Genomic DNA, 20,097 nt, shown 5'->3' on the forward strand with positions numbered 1-20,097 from the left:
GCGAGCTTGCTCGCGAAAGGGCCAGATCAGGCGCTACAAATACCAGCTAGTGCGCCTCACCAGCCTTCAACCCCTCCGGCAACTTCCTGGTCAACAACACCGCAATCATGCTGATCCCCAGCGCAATCCCGACAAAGTGAAAAGCATCGTTGTACGCCATGATCGACGCCTGCTGATGCGCAATCTCACTGAGTTTGCCCAATGCCGCTCCCTCGCTGCCCAACCGGTCCGTCAACGACGCCATCCGCTCGGCCACTTGCGGATTGGTCGGCACAATCGCCTCGCGCAAATAATCAAAGTAAGTCTTGGTCCGCGCATCCAATAGCGTGGCGAGAAGGGCGATGCCAATCGCGCCGCCGAGGTTGCGCAAAATGTTGAACAGACTCGACGCCGACCCCGCGTCCTGCGGCAGGATGTACGCCGTGGCGATCAGTGAAATGGTCACCATGATCAGCGGCTGGCCCAGTGCGCGGATGATCTGGATCTGATTGAACTGCGGTCCGGCGAAGTCCGGATTCAGCACGCCCGACGAGAAACTCGCCAGCCCGAACAGCCCGAAGCCCAATGTGCACAACCATTTCGGCGAAATCACCTTCATCAGTTTCGGCACCAGCGGAATCAGAAACAGCTGCGGCACGCCCATCCACATGATCACTTCGCCGATCTGCAGGGCGTTGTAGTTCTGGATCTGCGCCAGGTACAGCGGCAGCAAGTAGATCGAGCCATACAACCCGACCCCCATCCCGACACTGGAAATACTCGATAAGCCAAAGTTGCGATTGCGCAGGATGCCAAGGTTGATCAGCGGGTTGGGTTTGGACGTCTGCACGATCACGAAGGTAATCAAGCTGATCAGCGCAATGCTGCCCAGCGTCACGATCAGGTTCGACTCCAGCCAGTCCTTGCGATGGCCTTCCTCCAGAAACACCTGCAAACAGCCAAGGCCGACGCCCAGGGTGAGAATCCCGGCGTAGTCGGTGCTTTTCAGCAACTCCCAGTGCGCTTCTTTCTTCTCCAGGCCGTACATCAGGCCGGCGATCATGAGCAGGCCGGGAGGGATGTTGATGTAGAAGATGTATTCCCAGCCCCAGTTTTCCGTCAGCCAGCCGCCCAGCGTCGGCCCGATGGAGGGGGCGAACGTCGCGGTCATGGCGAACATTGCCATGCCCTTGGCGCGGTGGTGTTCGGGGAGTTTGATCAGGGTGAGGGTGAACGCCAGCGGAATCAGCGCGCCACCGGTAAAGCCCTGCAAGGCGCGGAAGACAATCATGCTCTCCAGGCTCCAGGCCATGGAGCAGAGCAGGGAGGCGACCAGAAAGCCGAGCGACACCCACACCGCCAGGCGCCGCGCCGACAGCAGCTGGACCAGCCATGCGGTAAGCGGGATCATGATGATTTCCGCGACCAGATATGAGGTGGAGATCCACGAGCCTTCTTCCAGGGTCGCCGACAGCGCGCCCTGAATGTCCTTGAGTGACGAGTTGGTGATCTGGATATCGAGCACCGCCATGAAGGCGCCCAGCATCACACTCATGACCGCGATCCAGTCCCGCCGGCTCGGTTCGCCGACCGGACGGATCAGTTGATCACCGGCCATTGTCAGGGGCGTCTTTGATGTTCACTTTGGCGGTGACCGACATGCCCGGACGGATCTTGCCGTGCAGCGGATTGTCCGCGGCGAAGGTCAGTTTTACCGGAATCCGTTGTACGACTTTGGTGAAGTTGCCCGTGGCATTGTCCGGGGGCAGCAGACTGAATTGCGCACCCGAGGCGGCGAACAGGCTGTCGACTCGCGCTTCGATGGGCGTGTCGCCATAAGCATCGAAGGTCAGCTCGGCTTTCTGGCCGGGCTGCATGTGGCCGATCTGGGTTTCCTTGAAGTTGGCCTGAATCCAGATGTCCTGGTCCGGCACGATCGACATCAGATAAGCGCCGGCCTGCACGTATTGGCCTTCGCGGGCGGCACGCTGGCCGATCAGGCCGCTGATGGGCGCATGGATTTCGCTGCGGGTCAGGTTCAGTTCGGCCTGGGCCAGATCGGTCCTGGCGTTGGCGATCATGGCGTCGAGGCGTTTGATTTCGGCGCTCAGGGAGTTGACTTGCTGACGCTGGCTTTGCGCGTCCGCCTGGGCCTTGGTCACTTGTGAGCGGGCAATGTGGTTGTCGGCGGAGAGGGTGGTTACCCGTTCTTCGGACACATAGCCGGGTTTGCGCAGTGTTTGCGCGCGGGACAAGTCGATCTGCGAACGCCCGAGGCTGGCCTGGCTGGAGGCGACTTGTGCGTCGCTCGCGGCAATCAGGCTGGCTTGCTGGGTCAGTTTGCTTTGCGCTTGCAGGCGTTCGGCCTGGCGGGTGGCGAGGGTGGCGTTGGCCCGGTCGACGGCGAGGTGGAAGTCATCACCCTCGAGCTTGATCAGCAGCTGGCCTTTCTCGACGTGCTGGTTGTCCTGCACCAGCACCTGATCGATGCGCGCGCCCAACTGGCTCGACACACGGGTGATCTCGCCCTGGACATAGGCGTTGTCAGTGCTTTCATAAAACCGTCCCTTAAAAAACCACTGGGCAAAGAAGCCCCCGGCAATCAACAGGACGATCAACAGGAAAATAAACAGGCGACGCTTGAGTTGGGCAGGCATGGGGCAGACTGTAGTCGAGAAAGTGTCAGGAAAGTTATCAGCAGACGAATCTGGCATATAGCCGATAAACGGTAAATGCCAACGGCTGATATTTGGCCATTCACCGCGGCGTAGACGCGTTGTAGACGCAAACTTGGCTTAAATGCCCTGTTCACTGGAGCCAGCCCGGTATCGCCTGTTACCATTCGCCCTTTGTTTGATCTTTATTTCGAGACTTGCCATGACCACCGTCCGCACTCGCATCGCGCCATCGCCTACCGGGGACCCCCACGTAGGTACCGCTTACATCGCTTTGTTCAACTACTGCTTTGCCAAGCAGCATGGCGGTGAGTTCATCCTGCGGATTGAAGACACCGACCAATTGCGTTCGACCCGCGAGTCCGAACAGCAGATCTTCGACGCCTTGCGCTGGTTGGGTATCGACTGGAGCGAAGGCCCTGACGTCGGCGGCCCGCACGGTCCTTACCGTCAAAGCGAGCGTGGCGAGATCTATCAGAAATATTGCCAGCAGCTGGTCGAAATGGGCCACGCCTTCCCCTGCTTCTGCACCGCCGAAGAGCTGGACCAGATGCGCGCCGAGCAAATGGCGCGCGGCGAAACCCCGCGTTACGACGGCCGCGCGCTGCTGCTGTCCAAGGAGGAAGTGGCGCGTCGCCTGGCCGCTGGCGAGCCGCACGTGATCCGCATGAAAGTGCCGAGCGAAGGCGTCTGCGTAGTGCCGGACATGCTGCGTGGCGATGTCGAGATCCCGTGGGATCGCATGGACATGCAAGTCCTGATGAAGACCGACGGCTTGCCGACGTACTTCCTGGCCAACGTGGTCGACGACCATTTGATGGGCATCACCCACGTCCTGCGGGGCGAAGAGTGGCTGCCATCGGCGCCGAAACTGATTTTGCTGTACGAGTACTTCGGCTGGGAACAACCGGAGCTGTGCTACATGCCGCTGCTGCGTAACCCGGACAAGAGCAAGCTGTCCAAGCGCAAGAACCCGACCTCGGTGACATTCTACGAGCGCATGGGCTTCATGCCGGAAGCGATGCTCAACTACCTGGGCCGCATGGGCTGGTCGATGCCGGACGAGCGCGAGAAGTTCTCGTTGCAGGAAATGGTCGAGCACTTCGACCTGAGTCGCGTTTCCCTCGGCGGGCCGATTTTCGACATCGAGAAACTGTCGTGGCTCAACGGCCAGTGGCTGCGTGACCTGCCGGTAGAAGAGTTCGCCTCGCGCTTGCAAACCTGGGCGCTGAACCCTGAATACATGATGAAAATCGCACCGCACGTGCAGGGTCGCGTTGAAACCTTCAGCCAGGTCGCACCGCTGGCCGGTTTCTTCTTCGCCGGCGGCGTGAACCCGGACGCGAAACTGTTCGAGTCCAAAAAACTGTCGGGCGATCAGGTTCGCCAACTGATGCAGTTGATCCTGTGGAAGCTCGAAAGCCTGCGTCAGTGGGAGAAGGACAGCATCACCGCGACGATTCAAGCGGTGGTCGAATCCCTGGAGCTGAAGCTGCGTGACGCCATGCCGCTGATGTTTGCGGCGATCACCGGTCAGGCCAGTTCGGTCTCCGTGCTCGATGCGATGGAAATCCTCGGCCCGGACCTGACTCGTTTCCGTCTGCGCCAGGCCATCGACCTGCTGGGTGGCGTGTCCAAGAAGGAAAACAAGGAGTGGGAAAAACTCCTGGCCAACATCGCCTGATTGACACTAATCCGGTAGCAGCTGCCGAAGGCTGCGTTGGGCTGCGAAGCGGCCCCTCGTGGCCGTTACACATTTCGTCGGAAAGGGTGGGGTGGCCGATTGGCGAGCGCTTCGCCCTCGAACGCAGCCTGCGGCAGCTGCTACAAGAACGGATACAACCCCGGATTTAGGGGGCGAGGGCGGTAAGTGGTTGTTATGTGGGCAAAAAACTTTGAAATATTTTAAAAATAAGTTTGACAGCCTTTCGATGCGCCATTAAGATTCGCCCCGTCCTCAACGATGAGGGGCTATAGCTCAGCTGGGAGAGCGCTTGCATGGCATGCAAGAGGTCAACGGTTCGATCCCGTTTAGCTCCACCAATTTACACTTCAAGGTCAGGCCACACCGGCCTTGAAGCGATCAACACTTAGCGTTGATCAGTTGTATAGAAGGGTTTGCGTCCCCTTCGTCTAGTGGCCTAGGACACCGCCCTTTCACGGCGGTAACAGGGGTTCGAGTCCCCTAGGGGACGCCAGTTTTACAGAAGTAGTGTCGCAAGATGCTGCTCCGCCGCCAGGCGATAAATCGGGGCTATAGCTCAGCTGGGAGAGCGCTTGCATGGCATGCAAGAGGTCAACGGTTCGATCCCGTTTAGCTCCACCAATTTTACAGTTCAAGGTCTGGCCACACCGGCCTTGATTCGATCAGCACTCAGCGCTGATCAGTGTATAGAAGGGTTTGTGTCCCCTTCGTCTAGTGGCCTAGGACACCGCCCTTTCACGGCGGTAACAGGGGTTCGAGTCCCCTAGGGGACGCCACGATTACCCGCTCTGCGGGATTTTATAAGGGTCATTCAATTATTGAATGGCCCTTTTGTTTGTCTGGCGTTTGGCCAAATCCCCCCTTATCCCCCAAACTGATCTTCAGACCAGCGGTCATATCCACGACTTGCAGAAAATTATTATGAGAATAATATTCTAGTCGTAATATTCGGAGGCAACGATGAACGATAAAAAAGCTCAAACCCGCGAACGCATCCTCAAGGCCGCCAGCGCAGCGCTGATCCAGCGTGGCCCGGCCGAACCGAGTGTGGGCGAAGTGATGGGGGCGGCCGGCCTGACGGTTGGTGGCTTCTACGCGCACTTCGAAAGCAAGGACGCAATGATGCTTGAGGCGTTCAAGCAACTGCTTGGCCACCGTCGTGAGCTGATTGCCGACATGGATGAGCAATTGACGGGTGAAGAGCGTCGCGCGTTGGTCGCTGCGTTTTACCTGTCTCGCAAGCACCGTGACTCTTCTGATTCAGCGTGCCCGATCCCGGCATCCGTCGGTGAGCTGGGCCGTCTGCCAGACGAGTTTCGCGTGGTGCTCAATGAGCATCTGGAAATGATGGTCGCGCAGTTGGCGTCCACCCCGGAAGACACCGACAAAGCCTTGGCCGACCTGGCCTTGATGGTCGGTGGTTTGGCGCTGGCTCGCGCGTTGGGGCCAGGAGAGTTGTCCGATCGTATGCTGCGCGCCGCCAAGTCTGCGGTGCTATGACCTGAAGGCACTGGCCTGAGGAGTGAGAGCGATGAGCACGTTGAAGTGGGTTCGTGGCGTTAATGGCACCTTAGGCTGGTTTGCACCAAAACTGGTGGCGAGCAAAATGCGACTGGCGTTCATGACGCCACGGGATTTGCCGCCGCGTGACTGGGAATTGCCGATGCTGGCAAAGGCCGAACGAATCACTTTGCGCTTTGGCCTGTCGGCATTGCGCTGGGGGCAAGGCCCGGCGGTGTTGCTGATGCACGGCTGGGAAGGGCGGCCAACACAATTTGCCAGCCTCATCACCGCCCTGGTCGATGCCGGTTACACCGTTGTGGCCCTGGATGGCCCGGCTCACGGACGTTCCCCGGGGCGCGAGGCCAACGTGGCGCTGTTCGCCCGGGCCATGCTTGAGGCTGCTGCCGAATTGCCGCCGCTGCAAGCCGTCATCGGTCATTCGATGGGCGGCGCCAGTGCGATGCTCGCGGTCCAGCTGGGCCTGCGCACCGAAACCCTGGTGACGATTGCTGCCCCGGCTCGCATTCTCGGCGTGTTGCGTGGCTTTGCCCGCTACGTGCGGCTGCCACCCAAAGCCCGGTCGGCGTTCATTCGCCAGGTCGAGCAAGACGTCGGCATGCGCGCCGCGACGCTGGATGTCGCGCACTACCAGCTTGACATGCCCGGGTTGATTGTCCACGCCGAAGACGACTGCTTCGTCTCGGTCAAAGAGTCTCAGTTGATCCACGAAGCCTGGTTCGACAGCCGTCTGTTGCGCCTGGAAGAGGGCGGTCATCAGCGGGTACTCGCCGACCCCAGGGTAATTGATGGCGTGCTATCACTGCTGTCTGGCCGCAGCTTGCAATCGCGCCAATCGGCTTGAGCATCCGTTACACTGCCCCGGTCGACATTATTTGACCAGGAGTGGGGCATGGGCTGGGATCGGGCAACGCCGTTCATCATTGATCTGGAAGTAGGCGCCGAGGACATCGACGGGCTGGGGCACGCGAACAACGCGGTCTACGTGAGCTGGCTCGAACGCTGTGCCTGGCGCCACTCGCAGCGGCTGGGCCTGGATCTGGTCGAGTATCGCCGGCTGGATCGGGCGATGGCGGTGGTTCGGCATGAGATCGACTACCTGGCCGCGGCCTATGAAGGTGACGAGCTGCAATTGGCGACCTGGATCGTCGATTGGGACCAGCGCCTGAAAATGACCCGACACTTCCAGTTGAAGCGACCGAGCGACAACACCACGTTGTTGCGGGCGCAAACCACGTTCGTCTGCATTGAACTGTCCACCGGCAAGCCCAGGCGCATGCCCGCGGAATTCGTCGAGGGCTACGGCCCGGCGTTGCAAGTCCCGAGCTGACACGATCCTGTGGCGAGGGAGCTTGCTCCCGCTGGAGCGCGCAGCGGTCCTCTTCAATGGAGAGTGCTGCGCACTCTAACGGGAGCAAGCTCCCTCGCCACAGAGGCAGATGCAAGTCTTTCGACCGAGAATCCAGTAAACTGCCGCACGTTTTTCGTCGAGTGTGTTTTTCATGCAAATTGCTTTGGCACCCATGGAGGGGTTGGTCGACAACATCCTGCGGGACGTGCTGACCCGTGTCGGCGGGATTGACTGGTGCGTGACCGAGTTCATCCGGATCAACGACCAGCTGCTCACGCCTGCCTATTTCCACAAATTCGGTCCTGAACTGCTGAACGGTGCGCGCACGGCGTCCGGTGTTCCGCTGCGGGTGCAGCTGCTCGGTTCCGATCCGGTGTGCCTGGCGGAAAACGCCGCGCTCGCTTGCGAATTGGGCTCGGAGGTGATCGACCTGAACTTCGGTTGCCCGGCCAAGACGGTGAACAAGTCCCGTGGCGGTGCGGTACTGCTCAAAGAACCGGAGTTGCTGAACCAGATCGTCGAGCACGTCCGTCGTGCGATTCCGGCGCACATTCCCGTCACCGCCAAGATGCGCCTGGGTTTCGATAGCCCGGACGGTGCGCTGGTCTGCGCCACGGCGCTGGCCGAGGGCGGAGCCGAGCACATCGTGGTGCATGCCCGGACCAAGATGGACGGCTACAAACCGCCGGCGCATTGGGAATGGATCCCGCGCGTGCAGGAAGTCGTGAAGGTGCCGGTGTTTGCCAACGGCGACATCTGGAGCGTCGAAGACTGGCGCCGCTGCCGCGAAATCAGCGGTGTCGAAGACATCATGCTCGGTCGTGGCCTGGTCTCGCGCCCGGATCTGGCGCGGCAAATCGCAGCGGCGCGGGCCGGTGAAGAGGTGGTCGAGATGACCTGGGCCGAGCTGTTGCCGCTCATCCAGGATTTCTGGCTGCAAGCCAAGGCGCAGATGACGCCCCGCCAATCGCCGGGCCGTTTGAAGCAATGGCTGGCGATGCTGACCCGCAATTATCCCGAAGCGGTCGAGCTGTTTACCGTTCTGCGGCGTGAGACCGAGCTGGACCATGTTTCGCGTCTGCTGGGTTTACAGGTGGCAGAGGCGGCCTGAAAAAAACTTCGAAATAATCTCTTGAAATGCAATCAGTGGTCCCTATCTAAGGGTTACGCGATGCCGAATTCGGGTCGCGGAGACAAAAAACCTTGCTGATTGTTTTCAGGAGATTTGAACCATGAGTACTGCATTTTCCCTGGCCCCACTGTTCCGTTCCTCGGTTGGTTTCGACCGCTTCAATGATCTGTTCGAAACTGCCTTGCGCAACGAGCCAGGCAGCACCTATCCGCCTTATAACGTCGAGAAACATGGCGACGATCAATACCGTATTGTCGTGGCGGCCGCCGGTTTTCAGGAAGAAGACCTGGACCTGCAAGTCGAGAAGGGCGTGCTGACCATCAGTGGCGGCAAACGCGACGCGACGGAAGGCGTGACCTTCCTGCACCAGGGCATCGCCCAGCGTGCGTTCAAACTGTCGTTCCGCCTGGCGGACCACATCGAAATCAAGGCCGCCGACCTGCGCAACGGCCTGCTGAGCATTGACTTGCTGCGCGTTGTGCCAGAAGAGGCGAAAGCCAAACGCATCCCGATCAACGGGACGCAAAAACCAGCTCTGCAGCATTAAGCCAGAGCGATAAAAAAGGGCGCCCTTGGCGCCCTTTTTTTGTGCCCGTGTCCCTTGTAGGAGCGAGCTTGCTCGCGATGGACTTCAGGACGGCACGTTTATCCAGAAGCCCGCGTCATCGTTGACGTCCATCGCGAGCAGGCTCGCTCCTACAAAAATCAGGTTATTTCAGAAGTTTCTGAAACTCCTCCACCGGCAACGGCTGGCTGTGCAAATACCCCTGATAAAAATGGCACCCCAGCCCTTGCAAGAACTCAAGCTGCTCTGGCGTTTCCACCCCTTCGGCAATCACCTTCAATTCCAGGCTGCGTGCCATCGCGACGATCGCGCGGATGATTTCGGCATCGTTGGGGTCGGTGGTGGCGTCGCGGATGAACGACTGATCGATCTTCAACGTGTCCACCGGTAGACGCTTGAGGTAAGTCAGTGACGAATAACCGGTACCGAAATCATCCATGGCGAAACTCACCCCGAGTTTTTTCAGGCGCCGCATTTTGCTGATGGTGTCTTCCAGGTTCTGGATGACGATGCCTTCGGTGATTTCCAGTTTAAGCAGCGAGCAGGGCAGGCCGTGGCTGCCGAGGCTGTGTTCGATGCGTTCGACGAAGTCGTTCTGGCGGAATTGCCGCGGGCTGATGTTCACGCACAGGCTGAAATCGTGCGGGTCGATCAAACCCTGGATCATCAATTGCTTGAAGGCCTCGCAGGCTTCGTCGACGATCCACGTGCCCACCTCCAGGATCAACCCGCTGTCCTCCAGCACCTTGATGAACTCGGTTGGCGATTGCGCACCGAGTTCCGGGTGGTTCCAGCGCACCAGCGCTTCGGCGCCAACGATGCGGTTGTCCCGGGCATCCACCTGGGGTTGGTAGTGCACGCGAAATTCGCCCCGGGAAAGCGCCAGGCGCAAGTCGGTTTCCATGCGCAGTCGCTCGCTGGCGGCCTTCTGCATGGTGTTGTGATACATCTGCGTGGTGTTGCGCCCCGAATCCTTGGCGCGATAGAGCGCGATGTCGGCCCTTTTGAGCAGGTCGGTCGGCGTCGAGCCGTGATCGGGAATCAGCGCGATGCCGATGCTCGGTGTCACTTGCAGACGTTGTCCGTCGAGGAACATCGGCTCGGACAGCAGCTCGCGCAGGGTGTCCGCCAACTCCCGAACCTGAGCGCTGACCTCGTTGCGCGAGCCTTCCAGGCCGCTGAGCAGGACCACGAATTCATCGCCGCCGAGCCGCGCCACCGTGTCTTCCATGCGCACGCTGGCCTCGAGGCGCGCGGTGATGATTTTCAGCACCGTGTCGCCCACCGGATGGCCGAGCGAATCGTTGATGTGCTTGAAGTGGTCGAGGTCGAGAAACAGCAAGGCGCCGCGCAGGTTGTGGCGCTTGAGCAGGGCAATCTGTTGGCTCAGGCGATCCATCAACAGTGCGCGGTTCGGCAGGTTGGTCAGTGGGTCGTGATAGGCGAGGTGGCGGATCTGCGCTTCGGCGTTTTTCAGCAGGCTGACGTCCCGCGCGGTCAGCAGCAAGCACGCCGTTTCATTCAGGGTGATCGGTTCTACCGAGACTTCCACGGTCAGCAGTTCACCGCGTTTATTGCGCCCGAGCATTTCCTGGTGATGCACCCGGCCCTTGATCTGCAGCTCGGCCAGCAGCGCCGAGCGCTGTTTCTCTTCGGCCCAGATGCCGACCTGATACACCGTGCGGCCGACCACTTCGTCGGCGCGGTAGCCGGTCAGGCGGCAGAAGCCGTCGTTGACCTCCAGGTAGCGCCCGGTGTCGCGCTCGGTAATGGTGATGGCGTCGGGGCTGGAGTGGAAGGCCTTGGCGAACTTCTCTTCGCTGGCCTTGAGCGCCGCCTCCGAGCGTTGCTGTTGGGTGATGTCGCGCAGGGTGGTGACGATGCACGGTTGATCGCCGACGCTGATCTGGCGGCTGGAGATCACGCACGTCAGCGATTGCCCGTCTTTGTGCTGAACCTGGATCGCCACGCTATTGAGGCTTTGCTCGCGGATGACTTGCTCGATCCGTTGCAGGCTTTTCGCTGAAGCGTCCCACAGGCCAATTTCATCCGCGCTGCGGCCAATCACGTCGGGAGCGCTCCAACCGAATGTCTGAGTGAAACTGGAATTGATCTCGATGAACTGGCCGGTGTCCTGGCGGGTGACGCAGATAGGGTCGGGGCTGACCTGGAACAGGGTGGCGAATTTTTCTTCGGATGCCACCAGCAGCTGTTCGCGTTCCACCTGGTCGGTAATGTCGAGCAGGGTGCCGGCCATGCGCAGCGGCAAGCCTTTTTCATCACGGTAGAGGCGGGCGCGGCTTTCCAGATAGCGCGAACTGCCATCCGGCAGTTGCACGCGGTAGGTCAGTTGGTAGTTGCCCGCCGGGCCCTCGCGCAGGCTGCGGTAGGCGTCGCGCATGCTGCCGCGCTCTTCGTCGGGCACGCCTTCGAAAAACTCGTCGAAGGATTCATGGAAAGGGATGGGCTCCAGGCCGTGTAACTGCGCAGCACGCGCCGAGCCGTACAGCATGCCGCTGGGAATGTGCCAGTCCCAGGTGCCGAGTTGTGCGGAATCCAGCGCCAGGTCGAGACGTTCCTGGCTGTCCTTGAGGGCTTGTTCGGCGACTTTGCGTTCGGTGGTGTCGAGGAAGGTGCTCAGCAGATACGGCTGCCCTTCGAGCTCGACCTTTTGCGCACTGAGGATGCCGTCGTGGACCTGGCCATTGCTGGCGCGAAACTGCACCTCCATGCTGATCAGTTCGCCTTTGGCCTTTGTGGCCCTGACCAGTTTTTCCCGCTGCTCCGGATGCACCCACAAGCCCAGTTCCACGGTGGTGCGGCCAATCGCGTTCTGCACCGGCCAGCCGAACAGGCTTTCAAAATACTGGTTGGCTTCGGTGATCAGACCGTCTTCCTGGCGGGTGAGAAGCACCATGTTCGGGCACAGGTGAAACAGCGTCGCGAAGCGTTTTTCCGAGCTGCTCAGTGCCTGTTCGCGCTGGCGCTGGTGAGTGATCTCGCGGATCACGCCAATCATTCTTGGGCGGCCGTGTTTGTCCGGCAGCAGGCTGCCGTTGATCTCCAGCCAGTGCAGGCTGCCGTCGGGCCAGCGAATGCGGTGGTGCATCGCCTGTTCCAGCGGCGCGCCGGCAATCACCGCGTGGAAGGCGCGAACGGTTTTCGCCCGGTCTTCCGGGGGCAGCAAGTCGAGGTATTCCAGGTCCGCTGGCAGCGGTTGCCGAGGATCGAAACCGAACAACGCCTGGGTGCCCCTCGACCAACTGATCTGCCCCCGTTCGATGTCCCAATACCAGGCGCCCAAGCGTGCACCGTTGAGGGCGGCGAGCAACTGCGGCGCGCTTTCCCAGCTCTGCTCCGACCGTTTCGGGTCAAGCGCCTGAATACGTGGCATCGGCGGAACACGTTCAACAGATTTCGGCATTGGCAGGCCTTGTGCTGAATTGGGCGATAGGTACGGTCATCAAGGCTCTACAGGAGGCGCACGCGCTAGCCTTGAGTCCCTGGCAAATCGATTTGTGCATCCAGCAAGGCCATGAAGGCCCGTGCTGCGTTCGACAGCGTCCGTTCTGTGTGCAAGATATAGCCTAGCTGGCGAGTCAGTTGTATGCCCGGTAAAGGTATTCGTGCAACTTGATCATCAAGCATTGTGCGTGGCAACACACTCCAGGCCAGGCCAATCGAAACCATCATCTTGATGGTTTCCAGATAGTTGGTGCTCATGGCGATGTTCGGTGTCAGGCCCTGGGCTTCGAACAGGCGCTGGACGATGTGATGGGTAAAGGTGTTGCCGCCGGGGAAAACAGCCGGGTGCAGGGCGATATCCGCCAGGCTGACGGCCCCGTTGCTGATCAGAGAATGTTCCGGGGCAACCACGAAATCCAGCGGGTCATCCCACACCGGCGTGGCCGCGACCAGCGTGTGGGGCTCGGGCGCCAGGGTGATGACCGCCAGTTCCGCCCGGCCATGGAGGATTTCTTCGTAGGCCACTTCCGAATCGAGGAACTGAATATCCAGCGCAACCTGTGGGTAGCGGCGGGTGAATTCCCGCAATAGAGGTGGCAAACGGTGCAGGCCGATGTGGTGACTGGTGGCCAGGGTCAGGCGGCCCGTCACTTCGCCAGTGAGGTTGGTCAGGGCGCGGCGGGTGTCGTCCAGCACATTCAGAATCTGATAGGCCCGTGGCAGCAGGGCGCGGCCGGCCTCGGTCAGGCCGACTTCGCGGCCCAGTCGGTCAAACAGGCGCACCTTCAACTGCTGCTCCAGCCCGGCGATGCGTTTGCTGATCGCCGGTTGCGTCAGGTGCAGCCGTTCGCCCGCGCCAGAGAAGCTTCCGGTCTCGGCAATGGCAATAAAGGCATTAAGGTTGGCCAGGTCCATTCAAGTATTCCAGTTGGTTATCCAAAGCATAAAAAATATGAATTTGAGTTATTTAATGTAACCCCATAGGATCGACCTCACAAGCCAAGGGGTTATTGAACTGTTCAAAGCCCGGGGCATAGAAACAAGCTGATGAGGAAACCGTCTGATGGCCGGCAAAACGCTCTACGACAAGCTCTGGGATTCGCATTTGGTCAAGCAGCGCGACGATGGTTCTGCGCTGATCTACATCGACCGTCACATCATTCACGAAGTGACCTCGCCGCAAGCCTTTGAAGGCCTGCGTCTGGCCGGGCGCAAGCCTTGGCGCATCGATGCCAACATCGCGACCCCGGACCACAACGTACCGACCACCCCGGAGCGCAAGGGCGGCATCGAAGCCATTGTCGACCAGGTCTCGCGTTTGCAGGTTCAGACCCTCGACGACAACTGCGACGAATACGGCATAGTCGAATTCAAGATGAATGACGTCCGCCAGGGCATCGTTCACGTCATCGGCCCGGAGCAGGGTGCAACCTTGCCGGGCATGACCGTGGTTTGCGGCGACTCCCACACCTCGACTCATGGCGCATTCGGCGCCCTGGCTCATGGCATCGGCACTTCCGAGGTCGAGCACGTGCTCGCCACCCAGTGCCTCGTCGCCAAGAAAATGAAGAATATGCTGGTGTTGGTCGAAGGCCAATTGCCGTTCGGCGTGACCGCCAAGGACATCGTCCTCGCGGTGATCGGCAAGATCGGCACCGCCGGCGGTAACGGCCATGCCATCGAGTTTGCCGGCAGCGCGATTCGCGATCTGTCCGTTGAAGGCCGCATGACCATCTGCAACATGTCCATTGAGGCCGGCGCTCGCGTGGGTCTGGTGGCGGCTGACGAAAAAACCGTGGCCTACGTGAAGGGTCGTCCATTCGCTCCGAAAGGCGCGGAATGGGACTTGGCTGTCGAGGCCTGGAAAGACCTGGTGTCCGACACCGATGCGGTATTCGATACCGTGGTCGAGCTGGACGCGACGCAGATCAAGCCGCAAGTCAGCTGGGGTACTTCGCCCGAAATGGTGTTGGCCGTTGATCAAAACGTGCCGGACCCTGCGAAGGAAACGGACCTGGTCAAGCGCGGTTCCATCGAGCGCGCCTTGAAGTACATGGGTTTGACCGCCAATCAGGCGATCACCGACATTCAGCTGGACCGCGTGTTCATCGGTTCCTGCACCAACTCGCGGATCGAAGACCTGCGCGCTGCTGCGGTGATCGCCAAGGGCCGCAAAGTGGCATCGACCATCAAGCAGGCCATTGTGGTACCGGGCTCGGGCCTGGTGAAGGCTCAGGCTGAATCGGAAGGCCTGGACAAGATTTTCCTCGAGGCTGGTTTCGAATGGCGCGAGCCGGGCTGCTCGATGTGCCTGGCGATGAACCCGGACCGTTTGGAATCCGGTGAGCATTGCGCATCGACCTCCAACCGTAACTTCGAAGGCCGTCAGGGCGCCGGTGGTCGTACCCACCTCGTGAGCCCGGCCATGGCCGCCGCCGCTGCTGTAAACGGTCGTTTCGTCGACGTCCGTGAATTGATCTAAAGGAGCGCAGCATGAAAGCTTTTACCCAGCACACTGGTCTTGTCGCGCCTTTGGATCGTGCCAACGTCGACACCGACCAGATCATCCCGAAGCAATTCTTGAAGTCGATCAAGCGCACGGGTTTCGGCCCGAACCTGTTCGATGAGTGGCGCTACCTGGATGTGGGGCAGCCGTATCAGGACAACTCCAAGCGCCCGCTGAACAAGGACTTCGTCCTCAACGCCGAGCGCTATCAAGGCGCCAGCGTGTTGCTGGCCCGCGAAAACTTCGGTTGCGGCTCCAGCCGTGAACACGCGCCATGGGCGCTGGAAGAATACGGTTTCCGCAGCATCATCGCGCCGAGCTACGCCGACATCTTCTTCAACAACAGTTTCAAGAACGGCTTGCTGCCGATCATCTTGAGCGACGCTGAAGTGGACGAGCTTTTCCAGCAAGTTGAAGCGAATCCTGGCTACCAGTTGCAGGTCGATCTGCAAGCCCAGACCGTGACCCGTCCGGATGGCAAGGTGTTGAGCTTCGAAATCGATGCGTTCCGCAAGCATTGCCTGCTCAACGGCCTGGATGACATCGGCCTGACCTTGCAGGACCACGAAGCGATTGCGACGTTTGAAGCCAAGCATCGTGCGAGCCAGCCTTGGTTGTTTCGCGACGCGTAATTGATCGGAAATTGATGTAGGCCACTCCGGCCTCATCGCTAGCAGGCTAGCTCCCACAGGGATTTGTGTACGCCATAAATCCAATGTGGGAGCTAGCCTGCTAGCGATGGCGGCAGTAGAGACACCCCAAGGCTCACCCCAAAAAGGAAGTCCCCATGACCAGCACCGCCCAACACAGCCAGGTAGTCCAAAAGCAATTCGGTGAACAGGCCGCGGCCTATCTGAGCAGCGCTGTCCACGCTCAAGGCACCGAATTCGCGCTGCTACAGGCTGAGCTGGCCGGGCAGGGCGGTGCGCGGGTGCTGGACCTGGGCTGCGGCGCCGGTCATGTGAGCTTTCAGGTGGCATCGCTGGTGAAAGAAGTGGTGGCCTACGACCTGTCGCAGCAAATGCTCGACGTGGTGGCCGCTGCGGCGGTCGATCGTGGCTTGAGTAACGTTGCCACGGTCAACGGTGCCGCCGAGCGCCTGCCGTTCGCCGACGGTGAGTTCGACTTCGTGTTCAGCCGTTATTCGGCGCACCATTGGAGTGACCTGGGCCTGGCCCTGCGCGAAGTTCGCCGGGTGCTGAAGCCGGGCGGCGTGGCGGCGTTCATCGATGTGTTGTCACCGGGCAGCCCGTTGTTCGACACTTACCTGCAAAGCGTCGAAGTGCTGCGCGACACGAGCCATGTGCGCGATTATTCCGCCGGCGAGTGGTTGCGCCAGGTCAGCGAAGCGGGGTTGCACACCCGTAGCACCACGCGTCAACGGCTGCGTCTGGAGTACACCTCCTGGGTCGAGCGCATGCGCACGCCTGAAGTGATGCGCGCGGCGATCCGTGAGTTGCAGCAATCGATGGGCAACGAAGTACGCGAATATTTTGAGATTGAGGCTGATGGTTCGTTCAGTACCGATGTGCTGGTGCTGTTCGCCGAAAAGTGAGCCCCGAACACTAGACTTTTTCCGGGCGTGCCCAAGGGCGCACCGACTGATGACATGAGGAAAGCATGAGCAAGCAGATTCTGATTCTCCCAGGCGACGGTATTGGTCCGGAAATCATGGCCGAAGCGGTCAAGGTGCTGGAACTGGCCAGCGACAAGTACAGCCTGGGCTTCGAGCTGAGCCACGACGTGATCGGCGGCGCGGCCATCGACAAGCACGGCGTGCCGCTGGCCGACGAAACCCTGGAGCGCGCCCGCAACGCCGACGCCGTGTTGCTGGGCGCCGTGGGCGGCCCGAAATGGGACGCCATCGAACGTGACATCCGCCCTGAGCGCGGCCTGCTGAAAATTCGTGCGCAACTGGGCCTGTTCGGCAACCTGCGCCCGGCGATCCTGTACCCGCAACTGGCCGAGGCGTCGAGCCTGAAACCGGAAATCGTTGCCGGCCTGGACATCCTGATCGTTCGCGAACTGACCGGCGGCATCTACTTCGGCGCGCCACGCGGCACCCGCACCCTGGAAAACGGCGAGCGTCAGTCCTACGACACCCTGCCGTACAGCGAAAGCGAAATCCGTCGCATCGCTCGTGTCGGCTTCGACATGGCCATGGTGCGCGGCAAGAAGCTGTGCTCGGTGGACAAGGCCAACGTCCTGGCGTCCAGCCAGCTGTGGCGTGAAATCGTCGAGGAAGTGGCCAAGGATTACCCGCAAGTCGAACTGAGCCACATGTACGTCGACAACGCTGCCATGCAGCTGGTGCGCGCGCCGAAACAATTCGACGTGATCGTGACCGACAACATGTTTGGTGACATTCTTTCCGACCAGGCGTCGATGCTCACCGGTTCCATCGGCATGCTGCCGTCGGCGTCCCTGGATACCAACAACAAAGGCATGTACGAGCCGTGCCACGGTTCGGCGCCGGACATCGCAGGCAAAGGCATTGCCAACCCGCTGGCGACCATTTTGTCGGTGTCGATGATGTTGCGTTACAGCTTCAATCTGCAGGATGCAGCGAATGCGATCGAGAAAGCCGTGAGCCTGGTGCTGGATCAAGGCCTGCGCACCGGCGACATCTGGTCGGCCGGTTGCACTAAAGTCGGTACGCAGGAAATGGGTGACGCAGTAGTCGCCGCGCTGCGGAATCTGTAATCTCTCGGGCCCGCTGCCACTTTCAACTTCGAAAGCAGCGGCCCACTTTTTAAAGAAGGTGTAGTTGCGATGAAACGTGTAGGTCTGATCGGTTGGCGCGGTATGGTCGGTTCCGTGCTCATGCAGCGGATGCTGGAAGAGCAGGATTTCGATCTTATTGAGCCGGTGTTTTTCACCACTTCGAATGTCGGTGGCCAAGGGCCGTCCGTGGGCAAGGACATTGCTCCGCTCAAGGACGCTTACAGCATTGAAGAGCTGAAAACCCTCGACGTGATTCTGACCTGCCAGGGTGGCGACTACACCAGCGAAGTCTTCCCCAAGCTGCGCGAAGCCGGCTGGCAGGGTTACTGGATCGACGCCGCTTCCAGCCTGCGCATGCAGGATGACGCGGTGATCGTGCTGGACCCGGTGAACCGCAAGGTCATCGACCAGCAGCTCGACGCGGGCACCAAGAACTACATCGGCGGCAACTGCACCGTCAGCCTGATGCTGATGGGCCTGGGCGGCCTGTTCGAAGCGGGTCTGGTGGAGTGGATGAGCGCCATGACCTATCAGGCGGCCTCCGGTGCCGGCGCGCAGAACATGCGTGAGCTGATCAAGCAAATGGGCGCCACCCACGCCGCGGTCGCCGATCAACTGGCCGACCCGGCCAGCGCGATCCTCGACATCGACCGTCGCGTCGCCGAAGCCATGCGCAGCGATGCGTACCCGACCGAAAACTTCGGCGTACCGTTGGCCGGCAGCCTGATCCCGTGGATCGACAAGGAACTGCCGAACGGCCAGAGCCGCGAAGAGTGGAAGGCCCAGGCCGAGACCAACAAGATCCTCGGTCGCTTCAAGAGCCCGATCCCGGTCGATGGCATTTGCGTGCGCATCGGCGCCATGCGCTGCCACAGCCAGGCGCTGACCATCAAGCTGAACAAAGACGTACCGATCGCTGATATCGAAGGGCTGATCAGCCAGCACAACCCTTGGGTCAAGCTGGTGCCGAACAGCCGTGAAACCAGCATTCAGGAGCTGAGCCCGAACAAGGTCACCGGCACCCTGAACATCCCGGTGGGCCGTCTGCGCAAGCTGAACATGGGCTCGCAGTTCGTCGGCGCGTTCACCGTTGGCGACCAGCTGCTGTGGGGTGCGGCCGAACCGCTGCGTCGCATGCTGCGGATCCTGCTTGAGCGTTGATTGATTGACGTTGTGAAAAAGCCCGCACCTTGAAAGAGGTGCGGGTTTTTTTATGGAGGCTGTATCGTCAGGAAGGGCCTCTTCGCGGGCAAGCCATGCTCCTACAGGTTTTGTGTCGTTCTCGGGATTTTGGAACAATCGCAATACCTGTAGGAGCAAGGCTTGCCCGCGAAGAGGCCATCAGATCCACCGCAAACCCTTGGCCGAATTGCCTGCAAGCCACCCACCCGGTAAAGTGCCGCTCCCCCCGTTTCGCCAGAGGTAGAACCATGAGCCAGTCCTTTGATATTGCCGTGATCGGCGCCACCGGTACTGTCGGCGAAACGCTCGTGCAGATCCTGGAAGAGCGCGACTTCCCGGTCGGCAGCCTGCACCTGTTGGCCAGCAGCGAGTCTGCGGGGCACTCGGTGCCGTTTCGCGGCAAAAACGTGCGCGTGCGCGAGGTCGATGAGTTCGATTTCAGCAAAGTCCAGCTGGTGTTTTTCGCCGCAGGCCCGGCGGTCACCCTGAGTTTCGCCTCCCGCGCCACGGCCGCCGGTTGCTCGCTGATCGACTTGTCTGGCGCCTTGCCGGCCGATCAGGCGCCGCAAGTGGTCCCGGAAGCCAACGCACACGTCCTTTCTGGTCTGAAAAAGCCCTTCCAGGTCAGCAGCCCAAGCCCCTCGGCCACGACGCTGGCGGTGGTGCTGGCCCCATTGCTCGGCCTGCTCGACCTGCAGCGCATCAACCTGACCGCCAACCTGGCCGTTTCCGCCCAGGGTCGCGAAGCCGTCACCGAACTGGCCCGCCAAACCGCGGAGCTACTCAATGTACGACCACTGGAGCCGACTTTTTTCGACCGGCAGATGGCGTTCAACCTGTTGGCGCAAGTCGGCAAGCCCGATGATCAGGGTCATACGCTGCTGGAAAAGCGCCTGGTGCGCGAACTCCGGCAGGTCATGGCGCTACCTTCTTTGAAGATTTCCGTGACTTGCATTCAAGCCCCGGTGTTTTTTGGCGATAGCTTTAGCGTGACCCTGCAATCCGCGAGCGAAGTCGACCTGGCGAAAGTCAACGCGGCACTGGAAGACGCACCGGGTATCGAACTGGTTGAAGCCGGCGATTATCCGACGGCGGTCGGTGATGCGGTAGGGCAGGACGTGGTGTACGTCGGTCGGGTTCGCCGGGGGATCGACGACCTGTCGGAACTAAATTTGTGGGCGACGTCAGATAACGTACGCAAAGGCGCGGCGCTCAACGCTGTGCAGGTGGCTGAATTGTTGATAAAAGACCTTGTGTAAAAGATACTTGGCAACAATTTGTCGAATGGTTCT

16 protein-coding genes and 4 tRNA genes are annotated in these 20,097 nt (G+C 60.4%); 16 read left to right on the forward strand and 4 right to left on the reverse strand.

The annotated features are described in order from the left end of the window. Positions 1-46: 46 nt before the first annotated feature. The gene (locus EJA72_RS12020; protein WP_157711677.1) at positions 47-1,597 is read right to left on the reverse strand and encodes an MDR family MFS transporter; all 1,551 of its coding nucleotides are present in this window, start codon (positions 1,595-1,597) and stop codon (positions 47-49) included. Further along, positions 1,587-2,636 carry an HlyD family secretion protein gene (locus tag EJA72_RS12025; protein WP_157711678.1) on the reverse strand — a complete coding sequence of 350 codons (1,050 nt, stop codon included), beginning with the start codon at positions 2,634-2,636 and terminating at the stop codon, positions 1,587-1,589. Before EJA72_RS12025 ends, EJA72_RS12020 begins: the two co-directional genes overlap by 11 nt. A 220-nt stretch (positions 2,637-2,856) precedes the next feature. Between EJA72_RS12025 and gltX the strand changes: the two genes are divergently transcribed. The 10 genes from gltX (at position 2,857) to EJA72_RS12075 (ending at position 8,910) form a co-directional block, all read left to right on the forward strand. Continuing rightward, on the forward strand, positions 2,857-4,338 hold the full coding sequence (gltX, locus tag EJA72_RS12030; protein ID WP_157711679.1) for a glutamate--tRNA ligase: 1,482 nt from the start codon (positions 2,857-2,859) through the stop codon (positions 4,336-4,338). A 283-nt stretch (positions 4,339-4,621) separates the two neighbouring features. After that, positions 4,622-4,697: transfer RNA gene (locus tag EJA72_RS12035), tRNA-Ala, on the forward strand. Between the two features lie 79 nt (positions 4,698-4,776). Then, a tRNA-Glu gene (locus EJA72_RS12040) sits at positions 4,777-4,852 on the forward strand. Between the two features lie 52 nt (positions 4,853-4,904). Continuing rightward, a tRNA-Ala gene (locus tag EJA72_RS12045) sits at positions 4,905-4,980 on the forward strand. 79 nt (positions 4,981-5,059) lie between these two features. Beyond that, positions 5,060-5,135: transfer RNA gene (locus EJA72_RS12050), tRNA-Glu, on the forward strand. 184 nt (positions 5,136-5,319) lie between these two features. Further along, positions 5,320-5,859 (forward strand): TetR/AcrR family transcriptional regulator, encoded by a 540-nt coding sequence (locus EJA72_RS12055; RefSeq protein WP_157711680.1) that lies wholly within the window; start codon positions 5,320-5,322, stop codon positions 5,857-5,859. A gap of 31 nt (positions 5,860-5,890) precedes the next feature. After that, positions 5,891-6,724, forward strand: a complete 834-nt coding sequence (locus EJA72_RS12060) for an alpha/beta fold hydrolase (RefSeq protein WP_157711681.1) — start codon at positions 5,891-5,893, stop codon at positions 6,722-6,724. A gap of 48 nt (positions 6,725-6,772) precedes the next feature. Beyond that, positions 6,773-7,210 carry a thioesterase family protein gene (locus EJA72_RS12065; RefSeq protein WP_157711682.1) on the forward strand — a complete coding sequence of 146 codons (438 nt, stop codon included), beginning with the start codon at positions 6,773-6,775 and terminating at the stop codon, positions 7,208-7,210. A 172-nt stretch (positions 7,211-7,382) separates the two neighbouring features. Next, the gene (locus EJA72_RS12070) at positions 7,383-8,342 is read left to right on the forward strand and encodes a tRNA-dihydrouridine synthase (RefSeq protein ID WP_157711683.1); all 960 of its coding nucleotides are present in this window, start codon (positions 7,383-7,385) and stop codon (positions 8,340-8,342) included. A 121-nt stretch (positions 8,343-8,463) separates the two neighbouring features. Beyond that, complete coding sequence (locus tag EJA72_RS12075; protein WP_157711684.1) at positions 8,464-8,910, forward strand: Hsp20 family protein; 447 nt, start codon at positions 8,464-8,466, stop codon at positions 8,908-8,910. A gap of 163 nt (positions 8,911-9,073) precedes the next feature. Here the strand turns inward: EJA72_RS12075 and EJA72_RS12080 are convergent, their stop codons facing one another. Together EJA72_RS12080 and EJA72_RS12085 are read right to left on the reverse strand one after the other, a co-directional pair. After that, complete coding sequence (locus EJA72_RS12080) at positions 9,074-12,352, reverse strand: EAL domain-containing protein (RefSeq protein WP_157711685.1); 3,279 nt, start codon at positions 12,350-12,352, stop codon at positions 9,074-9,076. A gap of 65 nt (positions 12,353-12,417) precedes the next feature. Beyond that, positions 12,418-13,308: a LysR family transcriptional regulator gene (locus EJA72_RS12085; protein WP_157711686.1), complete on the reverse strand. Its 891-nt coding sequence runs from the start codon at positions 13,306-13,308 to the stop codon at positions 12,418-12,420. A 148-nt stretch (positions 13,309-13,456) separates the two neighbouring features. On the opposite strand from EJA72_RS12085, the gene leuC reads away from it, so the two are divergent. From leuC to EJA72_RS12115, 6 genes are all read left to right on the forward strand, one after another. Further along, positions 13,457-14,875 (forward strand): 3-isopropylmalate dehydratase large subunit, encoded by a 1,419-nt coding sequence (gene leuC, locus EJA72_RS12090; RefSeq protein ID WP_157711687.1) that lies wholly within the window; start codon positions 13,457-13,459, stop codon positions 14,873-14,875. 11 nt (positions 14,876-14,886) lie between these two features. After that, entirely contained in the window at positions 14,887-15,531 is a 645-nt protein-coding gene (gene leuD / locus EJA72_RS12095) for a 3-isopropylmalate dehydratase small subunit (protein WP_157711688.1), read from the forward strand. 155 nt (positions 15,532-15,686) lie between these two features. Beyond that, positions 15,687-16,454: a class I SAM-dependent methyltransferase gene (locus EJA72_RS12100; RefSeq protein ID WP_157711689.1), complete on the forward strand. Its 768-nt coding sequence runs from the start codon at positions 15,687-15,689 to the stop codon at positions 16,452-16,454. Between the two features lie 65 nt (positions 16,455-16,519). Then, positions 16,520-17,602, forward strand: coding sequence for a 3-isopropylmalate dehydrogenase (gene leuB / locus EJA72_RS12105; protein WP_157711690.1), 1,083 nt, complete (start codon positions 16,520-16,522; stop codon positions 17,600-17,602). 69 nt (positions 17,603-17,671) lie between these two features. Continuing rightward, positions 17,672-18,784, forward strand: coding sequence for an aspartate-semialdehyde dehydrogenase (gene asd, locus EJA72_RS12110; protein WP_007975660.1), 1,113 nt, complete (start codon positions 17,672-17,674; stop codon positions 18,782-18,784). Positions 18,785-19,053: 269 nt separating this feature from the next. Continuing rightward, complete coding sequence (locus EJA72_RS12115) at positions 19,054-20,064, forward strand: aspartate-semialdehyde dehydrogenase (RefSeq protein WP_157711691.1); 1,011 nt, start codon at positions 19,054-19,056, stop codon at positions 20,062-20,064. Positions 20,065-20,097: the final 33 nt, after the last annotated feature.

This window comes from Pseudomonas sp. PB120, assembly GCF_009761815.1.
Lineage (GTDB): Bacteria > Pseudomonadota > Gammaproteobacteria > Pseudomonadales > Pseudomonadaceae > Aquipseudomonas.